The sequence below is a fragment of the Corynebacterium sp. ES2794-CONJ1 genome (assembly GCF_025660615.1).
Lineage (GTDB): Bacteria > Actinomycetota > Actinomycetes > Mycobacteriales > Mycobacteriaceae > Corynebacterium.
Map to the genome: position 1 here is coordinate 14,666 of NZ_JAOTIM010000008.1, position 17,104 is coordinate 31,769.

Annotated in this window: 13 protein-coding genes and 1 tRNA gene; 7 read left to right on the plus strand and 7 right to left on the minus strand. The window is 53.3% G+C overall.

Going from position 1 to position 17,104, the window contains the following annotated elements; all coding sequences use genetic code 11:
- Genes N7326_RS09145 through coaD form a run of 5 tightly spaced genes read left to right on the plus strand, consistent with a single transcriptional unit; the run spans position 1 to position 5,209 of the window.
- Complete coding sequence (locus N7326_RS09145) at positions 1-1,749, plus strand: DAK2 domain-containing protein (protein WP_263088562.1); 1,749 nt, start codon at positions 1-3, stop codon at positions 1,747-1,749.
- 10 nt (positions 1,750-1,759) lie between these two features.
- Positions 1,760-3,871 (plus strand): ATP-dependent DNA helicase RecG, encoded by a 2,112-nt coding sequence (locus N7326_RS09150; RefSeq protein WP_263088563.1) that lies wholly within the window; start codon positions 1,760-1,762, stop codon positions 3,869-3,871.
- A gap of 28 nt (positions 3,872-3,899) precedes the next feature.
- Positions 3,900-4,115: an acetyl-CoA carboxylase biotin carboxyl carrier protein subunit gene (locus tag N7326_RS09155; protein WP_259080291.1), complete on the plus strand. Its 216-nt coding sequence runs from the start codon at positions 3,900-3,902 to the stop codon at positions 4,113-4,115.
- 3 nt (positions 4,116-4,118) lie between these two features.
- Positions 4,119-4,703, plus strand: coding sequence for a 16S rRNA (guanine(966)-N(2))-methyltransferase RsmD (gene rsmD, locus N7326_RS09160; protein WP_259080292.1), 585 nt, complete (start codon positions 4,119-4,121; stop codon positions 4,701-4,703).
- Between the two features lie 17 nt (positions 4,704-4,720).
- Positions 4,721-5,209: a pantetheine-phosphate adenylyltransferase gene (gene coaD, locus N7326_RS09165; RefSeq protein ID WP_259080326.1), complete on the plus strand. Its 489-nt coding sequence runs from the start codon at positions 4,721-4,723 to the stop codon at positions 5,207-5,209.
- Here coaD and N7326_RS09170 read toward each other — a convergent pair.
- The 5 genes from N7326_RS09170 to N7326_RS09190 all read right to left on the minus strand — a co-directional run bounded on the left by N7326_RS09170 (position 5,206) and on the right by N7326_RS09190 (position 9,455).
- Complete coding sequence (locus N7326_RS09170; protein ID WP_310470506.1) at positions 5,206-5,973, minus strand: amino acid ABC transporter ATP-binding protein; 768 nt, start codon at positions 5,971-5,973, stop codon at positions 5,206-5,208. The genes coaD and N7326_RS09170 overlap by 4 nt on opposite strands.
- Before the next feature lie 16 nt (positions 5,974-5,989).
- Positions 5,990-6,916, minus strand: a complete 927-nt coding sequence (locus tag N7326_RS09175; RefSeq protein ID WP_259080293.1) for an amino acid ABC transporter permease — start codon at positions 6,914-6,916, stop codon at positions 5,990-5,992.
- 83 nt (positions 6,917-6,999) lie between these two features.
- Positions 7,000-7,956: an ABC transporter substrate-binding protein gene (locus tag N7326_RS09180; protein ID WP_259080294.1), complete on the minus strand. Its 957-nt coding sequence runs from the start codon at positions 7,954-7,956 to the stop codon at positions 7,000-7,002.
- A gap of 409 nt (positions 7,957-8,365) precedes the next feature.
- Complete coding sequence (locus N7326_RS09185) at positions 8,366-9,289, minus strand: DUF368 domain-containing protein (protein WP_259080296.1); 924 nt, start codon at positions 9,287-9,289, stop codon at positions 8,366-8,368.
- Positions 9,290-9,381: 92 nt separating this feature from the next.
- Positions 9,382-9,455 (minus strand) — tRNA-Leu (locus tag N7326_RS09190).
- Between the two features lie 107 nt (positions 9,456-9,562).
- On the opposite strand from N7326_RS09190, the gene polA reads away from it, so the two are divergent.
- Positions 9,563-12,244 (plus strand): DNA polymerase I, encoded by a 2,682-nt coding sequence (polA, locus tag N7326_RS09195; RefSeq protein WP_396124775.1) that lies wholly within the window; start codon positions 9,563-9,565, stop codon positions 12,242-12,244.
- A 17-nt stretch (positions 12,245-12,261) separates the two neighbouring features.
- Here the strand turns inward: polA and N7326_RS09200 are convergent, their stop codons facing one another.
- Complete coding sequence (locus N7326_RS09200; RefSeq protein WP_259080298.1) at positions 12,262-13,026, minus strand: class I SAM-dependent DNA methyltransferase; 765 nt, start codon at positions 13,024-13,026, stop codon at positions 12,262-12,264.
- 196 nt (positions 13,027-13,222) lie between these two features.
- On the opposite strand from N7326_RS09200, the gene rpsA reads away from it, so the two are divergent.
- Entirely contained in the window at positions 13,223-14,695 is a 1,473-nt protein-coding gene (gene rpsA, locus N7326_RS09205) for a 30S ribosomal protein S1 (protein ID WP_259080299.1), read from the plus strand.
- Between the two features lie 673 nt (positions 14,696-15,368).
- Here rpsA and N7326_RS09210 read toward each other — a convergent pair.
- Positions 15,369-16,988: an aspartate:alanine exchanger family transporter gene (locus tag N7326_RS09210; protein ID WP_259080300.1), complete on the minus strand. Its 1,620-nt coding sequence runs from the start codon at positions 16,986-16,988 to the stop codon at positions 15,369-15,371.
- Between the last annotated feature and the right edge of the window lie 116 nt (positions 16,989-17,104).

The following is a 17,104-nucleotide window of genomic DNA, read 5'->3' on the forward strand; positions in this document are numbered from 1 at the left end:
ATGTCACAATTATTGAGCCTTGATGCCATGGCCCTCACGGGCTGGGTGCGGCGCGCCGCGAGTGAATTGGAAATCCGTCGCGAGGAGATCAACGCACTCAATGTCTTCCCCGTCCCCGATGCAGACACCGGCTCTAATATGGCTCACACCATGCTAGCCGCACTCACCGAGGTGGACCGCCTCGACGGCGAGGACCAACACGATATCGCACTTGTTAGCGCAGCCCTAGCTCGAGGCGCAACACTTGGAGCACGGGGCAACTCGGGCTTGGTCCTCAGTCAAGTTCTCCGTGGAATCGCCCAATACGCTCGAGACGAAGGCGTGTCGGGCCCCCACATAAAAAAGGCACTTGAAGCTGGATATACCTTTGCGATGGGAGCAATCGCTCAACCGGTAGAGGGCACAGTGATTACGGTGTTGCGCGCTGCGTCGGTAGCTGCAAATCAAACCGATGACCACGATCTTATGGCTATTGTCACAGCAGCCACACAAGCTGCGCGCCGCGCTCTTGAACGGACGCCATCGCAACTGCAAGCGCTTCGCGACGCAGGTGTCGTTGATGCAGGGGGGCAGGGACTAATCGTGATCCTCGAGTCGCTATGTTGGATAGTTGCCAGCTCTCGTAAGCCGCGACACAAAGAGACTGAGATTTCCGAATATCAGGTGGGAGTGGACACCCTCGCTCAACTTGCTGGCGCACAGCGCGTGGAGGAAGCGCCCGCGAGAAAACCGGTGCCTCGAGGGAATTTTGGACAGCCCGAGGGGCTGGCGGAAATTCTTAACCCGCAGCGCATGCCTTCGCACAACCTACCAGCTTCCAGCCCGCACGAAGACATGACTAGTAGTTATTTGGAAGTTATGTTTATGCTTCGGGGCTGTCACCCTCAGGTTATCCGTGACAACCTGGAACCGCTTGGTGATAGCGTGGTCATTGCCAGTCTCGATAACGCAGGGGATGCTCACCGTGTGCACATACATTCGCATCATGCAGGTAAGGTCATCGAGCTCGCTTTTGCGCTGGGCGAGGTCTCGCAGCTGCGTCTGGAGGCCCTGCCGGATATCTCTACCCCTGCGCTAAGCTCGCGCGTCATTCTCGCGATTACTCCGCCAGGTGAATTAGCGAAGCTATACGAGCGTTCGGGGGTACAGGTCGTCGCGGTCGACTCAAGTGCCGATATCGTCTACACCGTAGTGTCAGCTGCACGAGCTACGCAGGCTGATGAGATTATTCTACTGCCCAACGGATTCTTGGAAAAAGCCCAGTTGAGCGCCGTTGAGCGCGCAGGCTACGCTTTCGAGCAAACCCTGCTGATTGTGCCTACCGGCGCCGTGGTGCGAGGGCTTGCGGCAGTTGCCGTCCATGATCCCGCTCAGCCACTCGCGGTCGATGGATACGCCATGGCAGAAGCGATCAACGCCATGGAGTATATGCGGGTCAGACAGGCCGATAAGGCGCGTCTGACATCTGTGGGTGCGTGCGCAAAAGGTGACTATTTAGGCGTAGCTTCCCGCGATATCCGGAGCATCTCCGATACATTCCTTGACGCGATCACATCCTGCTGCCGCATACTCATCCGCGATAACACTGAACAATTGACGGTGCTGATCGATGCCTCCATGGCCGCGCATATAGATCACGAGAGTATTCTCGCCGCCTTACCGAAACGCCCGAAGGCCACCTTGCCCCTGGAATTGACTCTTTATATTGGGAGCGACTTCGGGTCACTCGCCGAAATTGGCGCTGAATAGGACAGTTGCGATGCCCATTAGTTGGACTGACACCCGCCCCTTGAATTCGCTCTTACCCGCGAAAGAGGCTCGCGCCATCAAAAAGCATTTGGGTTATTCCACTGCCAACGAACTCCTCGGACACTTGCCACGCAGCTTTGCAACTCGCCATTCGCCGATGAGTATGGATAGTCTTACCGAGGGCGATATCGTGACCTGTATCGGGGTGATCCAGTCGGTTTCCGTTAATGATACAGGGCGCACCTTTGTCCTTACTGCCACTATTTACGATGGGCAACGACAGATCACGGCCGTGTTTTTTAGGGTGCGATGGTTACAAAAAGTCCTGCACGAAGGCGTGGTAGCACTTTTTACAGGGAAACTGAAATATTTTCGCGGCGAAGCCCAGTTGCAGCACCCCGACTATGTCATCTTGGATAAAGCCGCATTAACCAGCGATCCAGACTCCGATACGGTTTATGATGACGAGGGTGACTGTAGTCGCTATATAGCGCATCTTGAGACCATTCCGATCTATCCAGCAACGAAAAATCTTCCCACGTGGCGCATTGCTGCCGCAATTGCTGAAGTCCTCAGGCGCACTCCCCACATATCAGATCCCCTAGCTGCCTATATCCCTCCCGGATTCCCCAGCCTCGACGCAGCTATTAGGGGATTGCACCAGGATCCACAAACGAAACCTAGCTATTATCGTGATCGTTTTGCCTTCGATGAGGCTCTAGCCCTGGCTACCGTCATGGCCACCCGACGCCAAGAATCTCGCGCTCGGCTAGCTCCTCGCCTCGAGCACATTCCCAATGCCTCCGCTGCGCAACTCATCGTTAGCCTTCCGTATGCTCTTACTGACGGACAACGATCAGTCATAGCCGACATAGCCGCTGATCTCACCCTCGAGCACCCGATGCAACGTCTGCTCCAAGGTGAAGTGGGCTCAGGTAAAACCGTGGTGAGCCTGGTTGCCATGCTGCAGGCAATCGACAACGGCAAGCAGTGTGCGCTTTTGGCGCCAACGGAAGTTTTAGCTCACCAACACGCACGCAGCCTTAAGGATCTTCTAGATCTTGCGGGGCTGGATGATATTGCGGTCACCGTATTGAGCTCGGGTATGCCAATCGCACAGCGTCGGCAAGCGTTGCTTGACTGCGTCTCGGGGCAAGCAGATATCGTTGTGGGAACCCACGCCCTCATTCAAGAATCCGTCGAATTCTTTGACCTTGGGTTTTGCGTCGTTGACGAGCAGCACCGGTTCGGTGTGGAACAGCGTGACGCCCTGCGTAGCAAGGGAAAAAACGGCCTAACGCCCCATCTGCTTGTTATGACAGCGACACCCATCCCACGGACCGTGGCGATGACGCACTTCGGCGATCTCAGTAGTTCGGTACTAAGAGAACTACCCCAGGGGAGAAAACCAATCAAGAGCTTTTGCGTACCAACGTGGCTAGAGGCCTGGACCAAGAGGATGTGGGAGGTGGTTCGCGAACAAATAGCATCGGGGCATCAGGTTTATGTGGTGTGCCCCCGAGTGCACAAGGAGGGTGGGGTGCTAGAAACCCACGCCCAACTCAGCTCTCATCAACTGAGCGATTTCACAGTGGAATGTCTCTACGGCTCTCTCGCACCACGCGATAAAGATGACATTATGAAGCGCTTCGCGCAAGGCGATATAGATGCTCTGGTGTCCACAACGGTCATTGAGGTAGGTATCGATGTTGCTAATGCTACCGTTATGATCGTGTTGGAGGCAGACCACTTCGGCGCCTCTCAGTTGCATCAACTGCGAGGGCGGGTTGGGCGTGGTGGCAATGCCTCACACTGTTTTTTCGTCACCGAAGCTGAGCAGGAGAGTGCTAGTTTTATGCGCATTAAACAACTCAGTGAAACGACCGATGGTTTTGAGGTAGCCGACCTAGACCTGAGCATGCGTCGTGAAGGCGATGTTCTGGGCAGCGCCCAGTCGGGGACGAGACGCGCAGTTCGCTACCTCGATCTGTTACACCATGCACATCTCATCGAGCATGCTAACGCTCGCGCGCGTGATCTTGTGGAGGAGAACCCCCGCCTCGCCCAGCTTCTGACATCCCGCTACACAGAGCACGATCGGGACTATCTCGAAAAGAGTTAAAATGCAGCGCAATGATAAACTAAAGCCCATGAAAATCTGCGCCCCATTCCTAGGAATCGTCCGCTACACAGTAGCAGTAGGCGACCGCGTTGAAACCGGCGCGGAATTAGCCATCGTCGAGGCCGTGAAACTCGAGACATCGATCGTGGCACCAGGTCCTGGGATTGTTAGCGAATTGTGCTTCAATGATTTCGAGGACGTCCTAGGCGGAGACCCGCTGCTCGTGATTGCTGAGGAGGGCTAGTAGATGGGCAAAACGCGAATTATTGCTGGACAAGCTCGCGGCCGCAAGATCAAAGTTCCCGAGCAGGGGACCCGGCCTACCTCAGACAGGGCCCGTGAAGGCTTATTCTCTTCTCTTCAAGTACGCTTCGGCTTTCAAGATTCGCGCGTTCTCGACCTCTTTGCAGGTTCAGGAGCGCTCGGCCTAGAAGCGGCCTCTCGGGGGGCTAGCGAGGTGGTATTGGTCGAGTCCCAGGCCAGTGCCTGTGCGATCATCAAAGAGAACGCTGCAGTGGTAGGCCATCCTGGTGTGAGCATTGAACAAAGGGCCGTGTCTAGCTATTTAGCGATGGCGCCTCATCACTATTTTGACATGGTGCTGGCAGATCCCCCCTATGAGCTCGAGGATGTTGCCGTCATCGAGATGCTCACGGCGCTTAAACCCCTGCTTGTAGATGGTGCCGCTGTGGTGGTCGAACGCCACCGTGACTCTCCTCAAACTGCATGGCCCGCAGGTTTTACCCCAACCACCCAAAAATTAAAGAAGCGTACCTTCGGTATAGCGCGTATGGATATGGCTGTTTTTGATTCCGAATTAGCGGACGGGTAATGGCGATGAATAAGCATATGCGCAGAGCGGTTGCCCCTGGGTCCTTTGACCCGGTGACGATGGGACATATTGATATCTTCCGTCGCGCTGCGGCCCAATTTGACGAATTAACGGTCCTGGTGACTGCGAATCCGAATAAGCAAAATGGACTGTTTAGCGTGAGGGAACGTATCGATCTCATCGAGCGTAGTCTTAGCGATGTACCCAATATCGTGGTGGATTGGTGGGCAGATCTTTTGGTCGATTACACCAGCGCACACGATATTTCAGTCATCGTCAAGGGCCTACGATCCTCCCTCGACTACGAGTACGAGGTGCCGATGGCGCAGATGAACCGCAATCTCTCCGGGGTGGACACCGTGTTTTTTATGACAGATCCCAAATACGGTCACGTGTCCTCGACTCTGTGCAAAGAAGTGATTCGGTTTGGCGGAGATATCAAAGAAGTGTTACCTCCGCACGTTGAGAAAGCCATCAAGGAAAAGTACAACAAGCCCCTCGACTAGGTCAAGATACTGGAAAGGAATTCCTGGGTACGTGCGTGCTGAGGATTATCCAGGACCTCCTCCGGACGGCCAGATTCAACAACTACGCCACCATCCATGAAAACCACCTGATCGGATACCTCCCGAGCGAAACCCATCTCATGAGTGACAACAAGCATAGTCATTCCCTGTTCAGCCAAATCACGCATTACGCGGAGAACCTCCCCAACCAGTTCAGGGTCGAGAGCAGAGGTAGGCTCATCAAATAGCATCAACTTGGGATCCATCGCCACCGCGCGGGCAATAGCGACCCGCTGCTGTTGGCCACCAGATAGCTGAGCCGGAAAAGCATCCGCTTTGTGCGCTAGTCCCACCTGGGCAAGGAGTTCCCTGGCGCGCTCATTTGCTTTGTCAGAATCCATTTTCTTTACATAAATCGGAGCTTCAGTGATATTCTCCAGCGCGGTGCGATGCGGAAATAGGTTGAAGTTTTGGAAAACCATACCGATATCGGAGCGCTGACGAGCCGCCTCTTTCTCGGAAATTTCGTAGAGTACGCCATTCTTCTCGCGGTAGCCGATTAAAGTTCCGTCGACGTAGAGGCGACCCGCGGTGACTTTCTCCAAGTGGTTGACGCAGCGCAAGAAGGTGGACTTACCGGAACCGCTCGGTCCGATCAAACACGTTACTGAGCCCTTCGGAACTATAAGGTCGATACCTTTGAGGACTTTGAGGCCGGAGAAAGACTTACAGACCTGTTGAGCCTCAATCATGGGTGTATTCATCTTTGAGTACCTTCTCTTATTTCCGCTTAGGGGTCTCGGGAACAATATTGATATTTTTCGGAAGCGTTCCCTCTGCATCGGCTAGGGCGCTGAGTTGGCGAGCTGTCAACTCCTTGGTTGCCCCACGATCGTAGTAAATCTCTAGGTAGTGTTGGCCCACCATCAGCAACGAGGTGATAACGAGGTACCACGTTGCCGCAACAAGAAGCAAAGGAATCGGGTCAAAAAGAGCGTTCGCAATATCCATGGCCCGCCCGTATAACTCCATTGAATAAGGAATCGCGACGACGAGCGACGTGGTCTTGAGCAGGGAAATGAACTCATTGCCTGTGGGAGGCAAGATGATACGGCGTGCCTGCGGCAAGATTGTGCGGCGAATAGTGGTCCACCAACTCATACCGAGGGCCTTTGATGCTTCGATTTGTCCAGGGGGCACAGCCTGAATCCCGGAGCGCACGATTTCTGCCATATAGGCCGCCTCGTTCAGACCGAGTCCTAGGACGGCGAGGAAGAACGTATTTCTCAGTGCGCTTTCGAGGTCGATCTCAGCTATCCCCAGGTTGAGTACTTTGAAAATATTGCCAGCTAGACCCCAGAACACCAGTTGTACATAGACTGGGGTGCCTCTAAAGATCCATAAATAAGACCATGCGATGGCGCTCAACACGGGATTGGGCGACATCCTTAGGATGGCGAGGATCTGACCGAGGACAACGCCAATAAGCATGGCTAGCACTGTGAGCGCAATAGTGTGCAGAGCCGCTTCGGCAATACGAGTATCGAAAAGGTACTGAAAATAAGTGTCCCACCCGAAGGCTTCATTTTGGCTACATGAATAAATAAAAAGAGCGACAATGCTCAGCAAGATGGTGGCCGTAACCCACCGTCCTGGGTGGTGGAGTGATTTAGCCTCAATGGGTTTGGGGCCTCGTGGGGTGCTCATAACAAGAATCTTTCGAATGTTTAGACTCCCTCGGTTGCTCATGCGGTGCCAAGGGAGTGGGTGGGATATCAGAGGATGGTTGGCTAGTTGATGGGCTGACCATTGATAGCAGCGGCTTCAACGAGGCCATTCTTCATGCCCCACTGAGCTAAAATCTCTTCGTAGTCGCCGTTGTCGATGAGGTGCTGGAGGGCGGCTGCGAGAGCGGGGGCTAATTCTGAGCCCTTTTTAACGGGCCAACCATAGTTGGCAACGGCGAAGATATCTCCAACTAGTTCGAGTCTATCCTCAGAGCGTTCAACAGCCCACGCGACCGTGGGGGAGTCGCCCGAGAATGCATCGGCACGCCCAAGGATGGCAGCATTAGCGGCGGCATCGGAGCTGTCGAAAGATAAGGTTTTGATTGCTGGTTTGCCAGCTGCTTCACATGCTGCCGAGCGTTCGGCTACATCTACCGTCTCGGAGACTGAGGCCCGTTGAACGGCCACAGTCAGGCCACACGCCTCATCGGGATCGACGCCTGAGCCGGGAGCTGCGGCCCACTGGATACCGGCATTGAAATAATCGACGAAGTCGAAGTTAGCCCTCCGCTCCTCGTTATCGGTAAAGCCGGAAGCCCCGAATTCTACGGAGCCACCGTCGATTTGGGGCAGGATCAATGAGAAGTCGAGGTCCTTAACTTCCAGTTCCAAGCCCAGCACGGAAGCGGCCGCACGAGCAAGATCGATATCAAAGCCGATGATCTTACCATCGGAATCTTTAAATTCAGCGGGGGCGAAGGGTGGGTTGGTGCCAATGCTGATCTTGCCATCCTCAGCGATGTCTGATGGAACGAGAGCGGCTATAGCGTCAACGGTGTCAGGAGTAATTTCCTTCCAACCAGAGGGAAGACCGTTACTGGCAGCGGAGGACGGGGATTCACCATCAATGGCGGCGGTATTACCTTCCGTGTTTGTAACGCAACCGCTGAGGAGTAAACCGACGGTGACTATGCTCGCTGCCGAGCGGTAGATCGATTGGTGTTTCATCGTTGAAGTCATGGAAATAAATTTATCACACTGAATAAATTTTTCATACCCTTTACGGTGGACGTCTTACCCCCGTAATCGACAGGAGACAATAAAATGTCTCCAAGCAGTGGTTATACCGGAGGTTTGGGGGTGCCTGACCAACCTTTGCGGAGTCAGCCCTGCGAGGCAGTTATCGAATATATGCATACAATTCACAAAATATGCGGAAAGTATGCATTTGATTACGGGAATGATGCTCGCCACCAATACTTCACAAAGGGGGCTGAGAACAGCCTGGTTCAGGTCTCTCCACCCGCACCCAGTTACTTGTGACCTCAAACCGCGCGAAGGTGCAAGCGATAATCGTACCCGCGCTACTAGTCCAACCAGACACACTCGGCACACACGCGGGTAACTACTTCGCTATTCGGAAACCTTGTTAGTTCTTCGATCCCTGGGTATTAAAGCGTTCGAGGATCATCACGGCACCAGCAATGGCGCCACCGAGCGCCATCATGGACAGCAACCAGCCAGTATTGCCACTCGGTGCGAGAAGCTCTCCCGAATCGCCAGTCCACGGCCATAGTGCACGTAACGAACCCAACATCAGCCCCGCCATCGCCATCATGGTGAGAGAGTGATGGTTATTGAGCAGATAATTTAACACTTTGATAAACAACGACAGCCCCGTGAGCGCCCCCGCGACAAAGACCAAGAGGACCGTGAGGTTGCGTTCGCTCACTGCGCCAATAACTGGCTCATATAGACCGATCGCTAGGAGAATGAAGGATCCGGATACTCCAGGTAATACAAGCGCGCAGATAGCAATAGCAGCAGCCCCAAATATGATCAGTAGTGATGGATCAGATTTCTCGGCCGAGGTGAATCCGGTGAGGAAAAACATACCTATAGCGGTTGCAACGAGGAGCGAAAGCGCAGGGATCAACTTGGCTTTTAAGTCCTGCTTGTTGGTCTGCTTGATCGGGACGACCAGTGAGACAGCAACCATACCGAGAAAAAGGGCGTGGGCAGTCTGGGGAGAATTCTCCACAAAGGAATGAACCACTCCAGAAAGCGCAAAGACAGTACCTAGCATTCCCACAGCCACCGCAGCGAGGAAGAGCCACTCGACTTTCCTCACCGCAGCCGCAAGGTTCGAACGATCGCGAACGAGCGATTTCGCCACGTTCAGCAGCGCGTCGGCGTTGTTAATCGCGCGCTCGTAAATACCACTGATGAGCGCAATTGTGCCACCGGAGACGCCCGGAACCATCTCGGCAAGTCCAATGAGAGCACCAATGACAACATGAACAAGATGTGAAACAGGGTTTGAGGAGCGGATCCCCTGAGTTGAGTGGTCCATTGAGCGCCTTACTGTTTATATGAGTATCAGATTTTTTATAATGTGATAGCAAAACCGCCACGTGTAAAAATACTCCGTGGCGGTGACTATCGTGCCCCTGGTGAGACTCGAACTCACACTGGACGGGTTTTGAATCCGTTGCCTCTGCCAATTGGGCTACAGGGGCGCACGGGGAAATATTAACCTATTTTCTAGATTTCTGGAAATCCCAACGTCATCCTACCCATCCCCGACTATTCCCGCGATCGACTAGACTGGTCTTTCGTGACTGAGATGGAGAACAACAAAATCGACGCCCCACGCCGCCTTATGCTCATTGACGGTCATTCTATGGCTTTCCGTGCTTTCTACGCGCTTCCGAGCGATAAATTCTCCACGTCTGGAGGTCAGCACACCAATGCTGTCTACGGTTTCCTTTCTATGCTTGCAGGATTAGTACGCGAAGAAGAACCCTCTCATATCGCGGTGGCCTTTGACCTCGAGGCTCCTACTTTTCGCAGTGAACTGTTCCCAGATTACAAGGCACAGCGTGCGCCCACCCCTGAGGAGTTCAAAGGGCAAATTTCGCTAATCAAGGACGTGCTTGAAGTCCTTGGCCTGAAAACCATCGAAAAAGACCATTATGAGGCCGATGATGTGATTGCCACATTGGCTACCGCCGCTCAACCCCTTGGTTTTACTACTCTTATAGTTACTGGAGATCGCGATTCTTTCCAGTTGGTGAACGATTCCACCACGGTGCTGTATCCCATGAAGGGGGTTTCGGTTATGCACCGCTTTACCCCTGAAGCTGTGCAGGAAAAGTATGGTCTGAGTCCTGAGCAATACCCGGACTTCGCAGCTCTTCGGGGCGACCCATCGGATAATCTCCCCTCGATTCCAAAAGTGGGAGAGAAAACCGCAACCAAGTGGATTACCCACTACGGTAATCTAGACAACTTGCTTGCGCATGCTGAAGAAATTGGGGGAGTAGTAGGCAACAATCTCCGCGAGCGCATTGATCAAGTGCGTATGAATCGCACGCTCACCGAGATGGTCAAAGATCTTCCCTTAGAATTGTCCCCGGAGCAGCTCCAGCGGGGAACGGTCGATATTACGGCGGTTCTGGATAAATTTTCAGATCTCGAATTTGGTAAAAATCTTCGCGAACGCATTTTTGAAGCCCTAGGTTTAGGGGAGCAACCTCAGACTCAGGAATCGGCCCGCGACGAAAGAGAACTCATCGAAGACAGTCAACCTGTCCATCATTGGTTAGAAGATCCTAGCCGTGACCTAGCTGCGGGAACGGCGGTCTATATTCAAGGGAGAGGAACACCGGCGAGCGGCGACGCCTATGCCTATGCACTCCTCGATAGCAAGAACCATGTTATCGTGGGTGACTTTGCAGATCTGAGCCCCGAGGAGGAGAAGGCGCTGGCTAAATTCTTCTCCAGCGACGCCCCCAAGATTATGCATGAGGCCAAAGCGTGCTACCACATGTTAAAGGGACGCGGGTTCACTTTATCGGGGATCCGCCATGATACTGCTGTGGCTGCCTATATATTGCGCCCCGGCCAGCGAACCTACTCTCTCGAGGATGTTTATCAGCGGCATCTTCAGGGACAACTCGGTGCCGATAACGGGGGTCAATTGAGCTTGATCGACGAGGATAACCATCGCATCCTTAAGGACTCTGTTCGGGCAATTATCTCGCTAGCTGAATCCTTGACCAAGGAATTGCAAGAAATGGACTCCTTCGAGCTTTATAGCGACTTAGAGATTCCTCTTATCCAGTCACTCGCTGTGATGGAGGATGCCGGAATTGCGGTGGATCGAGCTGTGTTAGAGGAACAGCTGGCAGACTTCAAAGACCAAGTGGCCAGGGAGGAAGAGGCAGCACGTGAGCTCGCGGGTGACCCGACGCTCCTCCTGACCTCACCGAAACAGCTGCAGGTTGTCCTTTTTGAAACTCTGGGACTTCCCAAAACTAAAAAAACCAAGACAGGCTACTCCACAGCAGCTAAAGAGATTGAAGCGCTTGCTGTCAAATATCCGCATCCCTTCCTTGATCATCTTTTAGCACACCGCGAATATCAGAAAATGAAGACCACTCTAGAGGGTCTGATTAAAGCTATCGGCGAGGATGGGCGTATTCACACCACCTTTAACCAAACTGTGACGTCCACGGGCAGACTATCCTCCACGGAACCTAACCTGCAGAATATCCCAGTGCGAACTGCAGCCGGGCGCAAAATCCGCTCCGCCTTCACTCCTGGGCCAGGGTACGACACGCTCTTGACTGCCGATTATTCCCAGATTGAAATGCGAGTGATGGCGCATCTTTCGCAAGATGTTGGCCTTATTGAGGCGTATCAACGTGGTGAGGATCTTCATAATTACGTGGGATCAAAAGTATTTGATGTCCCCGTTTCTGAAGTGACGGCGGAGTTGCGCCGCCGCGTCAAGGCCATGTCCTACGGGCTGGTCTACGGGCTCTCGGCCTTCGGCCTATCACAACAGCTGGGAATCACCCCAGGTGAGGCCAAGGGAATCATGGAAAACTACTTCGAGCGCTTTGGTGGAGTTAAACGTTATCTTGATGATATCGTCGAACAAGCTCGACGCAGTGGATACACAGCTACCCTCTTCGGGCGCCGGCGTTATTTACCAGAGTTGAGTTCCACAAATCGGGTTGCTCGGGAAAACGCCGAACGTGCGGCTTTGAATGCGCCCATCCAAGGAAGCGCTGCCGATATCATTAAAGTTGCTATGTTGCGCGTCGACCGGCATTTGGAGAAAACGCAATCTCGGGTGCTCCTCCAAGTCCACGACGAGTTGGTGGTAGAGGTAGCTCCCGGGGAACTCGACATGGTTACCAAGATTGTGGAAGCCGAGATGGACCGAGCCATATCGCTCTCGGTTCCCCTGGAAGTATCAGCCGGACATGGAGCTAACTGGGAAGAGGCTGCCCACTAAAGTTTCTAGTGGTGGCCTTATAGAGGGCGGTGAGCCTGAATGATCATAGTACCTGGGAAAATTTTGCCGCGGAGAGGAGACCATTGGCCCCACGTTGTTTCCAAAGAATCCGGCCATTCGGGTTCGACGAAGGCGTCGATGTGAAAACCACTGGTGGCTAAGGCGTTGATGTGGTCGGCCAAGGTGTGCTGAAATTCCACATAGTCAGGGCAAGTATCGTCAGCGGAATATTCCACGTAGTCCTTCTCAAAGTACGATGTGACTGCCATGAGTCCTGCTTCGCCTGGATCGTCGAGAAAAACCCATCGCATGGGATGGTTCGTGGAATAAACAAAACGTCCACCGGGGGTGAGCAAATTATAGATTGAACCAAATAACTCGGTGAGATCTTCCACGAAAGGAATGGCGCCAAAAACCGAGAAGACACAATCGAATGTTTCTTGGGCAAAGGGGAGAGCTGTGGCATCAGCCTGTACTAGAGGCAACGAGGTCGCTGCATACTTGAGCATGGACGATGAAATGTCGAAGCCCACCACGAATGCGTGGGGGAAGCGCACCTTCAACCACTGGGAACAGGGAGCCGAGCCGCAGCCTAGTTCGAGGACAGTATGCTGGGAGAGATCACCCAGCAACTGGGCCTCTTGCTCGTGAAGCATCTCAGGGCACCAGTAAAAGGATGACAGATATTCAGCGTGACTTCTGTGGTACTGCGTGGCATCGAGGTCCCAATATTTTTGATTGGCCAATGAGGCTATTGGGGTTGGAGTTTTATCGGCAAACACAGCGACCCATTCTATTTGCTTTAGCTGGGAAAATGGCGTATCCTTGGCCACGCGTGTCTATGTTCGTATCGCCATCTTGCTTATGTAGGGAAGTAAGACGGGATGCGGCGAGATTGAATCGCTCTCTTTAGATGCAATTCAAGAGACATGAACTGTCCATCATCGATTCCTACATATTTCGGAGCACTTTTAACTTATGACCTCCAAGAACGTACCTCAGGTCGCTGTCAACGACATCGGCTCTCCTGAGGATTTCCTCGCAGCCATCGACGCCACCATCAAATATTTTAACGATGGAGACATCGTCGAAGGTACCGTGGTTAAGGTTGACCACGATGAGGTTTTGCTCGATATCGGATACAAGACCGAAGGTGTCATTCCGGTACGCGAGCTGTCCATCAAGCACGATGTCGACCCCGGCGAAGTAGTCGAGGTTGGCGACGAGATCGACGCCCTAGTTCTCACTAAAGAGGATAAAGAAGGTCGTCTGATCCTGTCCAAGAAGCGCGCTCAGTACGAGCGAGCATGGGGCGCCATCGAAGAACTCAAGGAAAAAGACGAGGCCGTTACCGGTACCGTTATCGAGGTTGTCAAGGGCGGCCTCATCCTTGATATTGGACTGCGCGGCTTCCTGCCAGCTTCTCTCGTTGAAATGCGCCGCGTGCGTGAACTCGACCCTTATATCGGTCAGCAGATCGAAGCAAAGATCATCGAGCTCGATAAGCAGCGTAATAACGTTGTTCTTTCCCGCCGTGCATGGCTTGAGCAGACCCAGTCTGAGGTTCGCTCGGAGTTCCTGCACCAGCTGCAAAAGGGCCAGGTACGCAAGGGTCACGTGTCTTCCATCGTCAACTTCGGCGCTTTCGTCGATCTCGGCGGTGTTGACGGCCTCGTTCACGTATCCGAGCTCTCCTGGAAGCATATCGATCACCCATCCGAGGTCGTCACCGTTGGTGACGAAGTAACCGTAGAGGTGCTCGACGTTGATCTTGACCGCGAGCGCGTATCGCTCTCGCTCAAGGCAACCCAGGAAGATCCATGGCGCGTCTTCGCACGCACCCACGCTGTCGGCCAGATTGTTCCCGGCAAGGTTACCAAGCTCGTTCCATTCGGTGCTTTCGTCCGCGTCGAAGAGGGTATCGAGGGTCTCGTACATATCTCCGAGCTGGCTCAGCGTCACGTCGAGGTACCAGACCAGGTTGTCAACGTCAACGAAGAGGCAATGGTTAAGGTCATCGACATCGATCTCGAGCGTCGTCGCATCTCCCTCTCCCTCAAGCAGGCTGATGAGGACTACACCGAGGAATTCGATCCCTCGAAGTACGGTATGGCCGACTCCTATGACGAGCAGGGCAATTATATCTTCCCTGAAGGCTTCGATCCTGAGACTAATGAATGGCTCGAGGGCTTCGATGCTCAGCGTCAGGAGTGGGAGGCTCGTTACGCCGAGTCTGAGCGTCGCTTCCAGCTTCACACCCAGCAAATCGAGCGGAACCGTGCCGCAGCCGCTGAGGCTGCCGCAGCGGGTGAGTCCGAAGGTGGAAACTACTCTTCCCAGTCTGACCAGGCAGCTCCGGCCGAAGCAGCGGAAGTAGCAGCGGAAACCGGTGGCTCACTTGCTTCTGATGAGCAACTTGCCGCTTTGCGCGAGAAGCTCGCTGGCAGCTAAAGCTCGCTGTGCGTAATCCCCATTCACCTGAATGATCAGGTGAATGGGGTTTTCTTTATTTTCCGCTATGAACTTAAGTCGGCTGCTCAGGTATTCGCCCTCCTAGACAATTCAACGGATAGTCACTTGCGCGTTAATTAGGCTGCTGTCGAGCTGCTAAAGCGACGTTCATATCTGGTTTAGGTAAAGCACCCCATCAGTCACTTAATGGGCCAATTTATTCTGTTGGTGGTTGCTTTCGCCGTTTCGTCGACCATGCCGATGGGGAAGGTAACTTAATTTTCCTTTTTCCCATTGCTAAGAATTGTAGAGTCACCTGTGAGAGGATTACTCGAGTTTGTTGATACGTTGATGAGGTCAAAGTTGAGTATCTTACAAAATTTCAACCCCTCGGCGCGCTGCAGGTTCCGGCCCGAGGAGCTGATCTCATCGCGGGCACCGTGAATACCGTGGCGCTTTGAGACCTAGGGTTTTAGTAGTGGACTCTAGTCGTTCATACATTACCCTTTCACCAAAGCCAAGATACCGGTAAAGAGCTACAGTATAGATCTATAGTTATGGCAGCAAGGGGCCATCTAGAGGATGGTCGGGCTCTCTGCGATTGGGGGTTCAAACTCAAAAAAAGCTCGCCTCCTGTTAAGGTGAAGCGAGCTTTTCCGTCTTGGATCAGGCGTTAAGTGAGGACAAGAGCAAACGCGAGTAGCTGGGCACAGAGGATCTTCGTGACCATAGCCATCGGGTATACCGTCGTGTAGCCAATAGAGGGCAACTCGTTGCGGGTATGGTCCGAAACATAGGATAAAATTGCAGGGTGGGTCTGCATACCTGCGAGGATGCCAGCTACTTGACCGAATGGAATTTTGAGTAATTTATAGCCCACAATCAGGGTGCACAAACTCATGGCAATCGTGCCTATAGCGCCAACAAAAATAATCTTTAGAGATTCTGGATCTTTCAGGGCTTCTCCGAAACCAGCACCGGCGGTGGTACCAATTCCAGCAAGGAAGAGTGTGATACCGAATTGACGCAAGGCCAAATTAGCGCCATAAGGTACTTGCCACACTACAGGACCGGTGCGCTCGATATAGCCGAGAAGTAATGCCACGATGAGGGGGCCGCCCGCGGAGCCGAGCTTAAGTTCAGCGCCACCAACAAGAGGAAGTGCCACCATGCCTAGCAGTACACCGAATCCGAGGCCCGTAACCAGGGGAAGAAGGTTAATATCGGACAGGGATTTGTAGGAATCGCCGAAGATCCTTGTGGCTTGATCGATTCGACCTCGAGGAGCCACAACGCGAACTCGATCGCCTAACTGCAGGACGGTATCTGGGGTGGCCACCGTGTCCATATCCCCTCGGCGCACCTGTGTCACCAACATATCGTGGAGACGAGAACGTAGCTTGCGGAGAGGGATACCAACAATATCTGGGGACGACACAAAGATTCTGCGGTAGTCAATAGTCTCGCCGTGAGTGGGAGAGCCAGGGACGTGCTCACCGACGAAGGCGCCCACCTTGTCGAGCTCCATGGCTGTGCCAACTATCGAGACCGTGTCGCCGAGTTCGGCTTCATCGCCTGGTTCTGGCAGGTAGAACTTACCGTTATGCTCGATTCGGGATACTATAATCTCCAATTCGAAGGCATGGGGCCATTGATTGATGGGGGGTAGGTTCTCTTCGGTGACCTTGAATCGACGAGTCTCTAGAGGGGTGACAGCTACGCCTGCGTCTTTTGCTTCCTGCTCGTGATTGATTTTAAAAACTTTGGACATGAGTGCGATCGAGAGAATGACACCGAGCACACCAATGGGATAGGCAAGCGAGTACGCAACGACAGGAAGCTCTGCTACGTCACTATTTTCGTTACCTAGAAGCTGTGGCATGGTATCCACAATGGCAGCCATAGCAGGAGTATTCGTGCCAGCACCGGTAAATAGTCCCGCTCCGGAAGCGGCATCGATTCCAGCAAGCTTGATAGCTATATATGAAATCCCGGTCAGCACAATGATCATGCTAAAGCCCAGCATATTGTTTTTGAGCCCGATGGTTTTCATCGATGCGAAAAATGTTGGGCCGGCTTCGAGCCCGATGGTATAGACGAATAGGCTCAAACCCACAATGAACAAAATGGGGGGTAGGGTGATGCGCGGTTCAATGGTAGCGAAGGCCAGACCAACGAAAAGCACAGCAGCTACGCCGAGTCGAAAATTTCCGATCCGAATCTTCCCTACGAGTAATCCGACGGCCATGATGGTGATCAAAGCGAGGAGCTGATTTTCAACAAGTAATTGCACGTTACCTATGGTGGCACGCAAAAAAACATAATTCAACCTGCGGTTTAGTGATCTTGATGGGGGTAGGCGCACAACTCTTTCGCCTAAACTCTCATCTTCTCGTCAACGCTATTGGG

What these genes read in the sequence shown, in the direction of transcription:
- N7326_RS09145 (WP_263088562.1), top strand. Translation starts at nt 1, where the DNA reads ATGTCACAATTATTGAGCCTTGATGCCATGGCCCTCACGGGCTGGGTG.
- N7326_RS09150 (WP_263088563.1), top strand. Translation starts at nt 1,760, where the DNA reads ATGCCCATTAGTTGGACTGACACCCGCCCCTTGAATTCGCTCTTACCC.
- N7326_RS09155 (WP_259080291.1), top strand. Translation starts at nt 3,900, where the DNA reads ATGAAAATCTGCGCCCCATTCCTAGGAATCGTCCGCTACACAGTAGCA.
- rsmD (WP_259080292.1), top strand. Translation starts at nt 4,119, where the DNA reads ATGGGCAAAACGCGAATTATTGCTGGACAAGCTCGCGGCCGCAAGATC.
- coaD (WP_259080326.1), top strand. Translation starts at nt 4,721, where the DNA reads ATGCGCAGAGCGGTTGCCCCTGGGTCCTTTGACCCGGTGACGATGGGA.
- N7326_RS09170 (WP_310470506.1), bottom strand. Translation starts at nt 5,973, where the DNA reads ATGAATACACCCATGATTGAGGCTCAACAGGTCTGTAAGTCTTTCTCC.
- N7326_RS09175 (WP_259080293.1), bottom strand. Translation starts at nt 6,916, where the DNA reads ATGAGCACCCCACGAGGCCCCAAACCCATTGAGGCTAAATCACTCCAC.
- N7326_RS09180 (WP_259080294.1), bottom strand. Translation starts at nt 7,956, where the DNA reads ATGACTTCAACGATGAAACACCAATCGATCTACCGCTCGGCAGCGAGC.
- N7326_RS09185 (WP_259080296.1), bottom strand. Translation starts at nt 9,289, where the DNA reads ATGGACCACTCAACTCAGGGGATCCGCTCCTCAAACCCTGTTTCACAT.
- polA (WP_396124775.1), top strand. Translation starts at nt 9,563, where the DNA reads ATGGAGAACAACAAAATCGACGCCCCACGCCGCCTTATGCTCATTGAC.
- rpsA (WP_259080299.1), top strand. Translation starts at nt 13,223, where the DNA reads ATGACCTCCAAGAACGTACCTCAGGTCGCTGTCAACGACATCGGCTCT.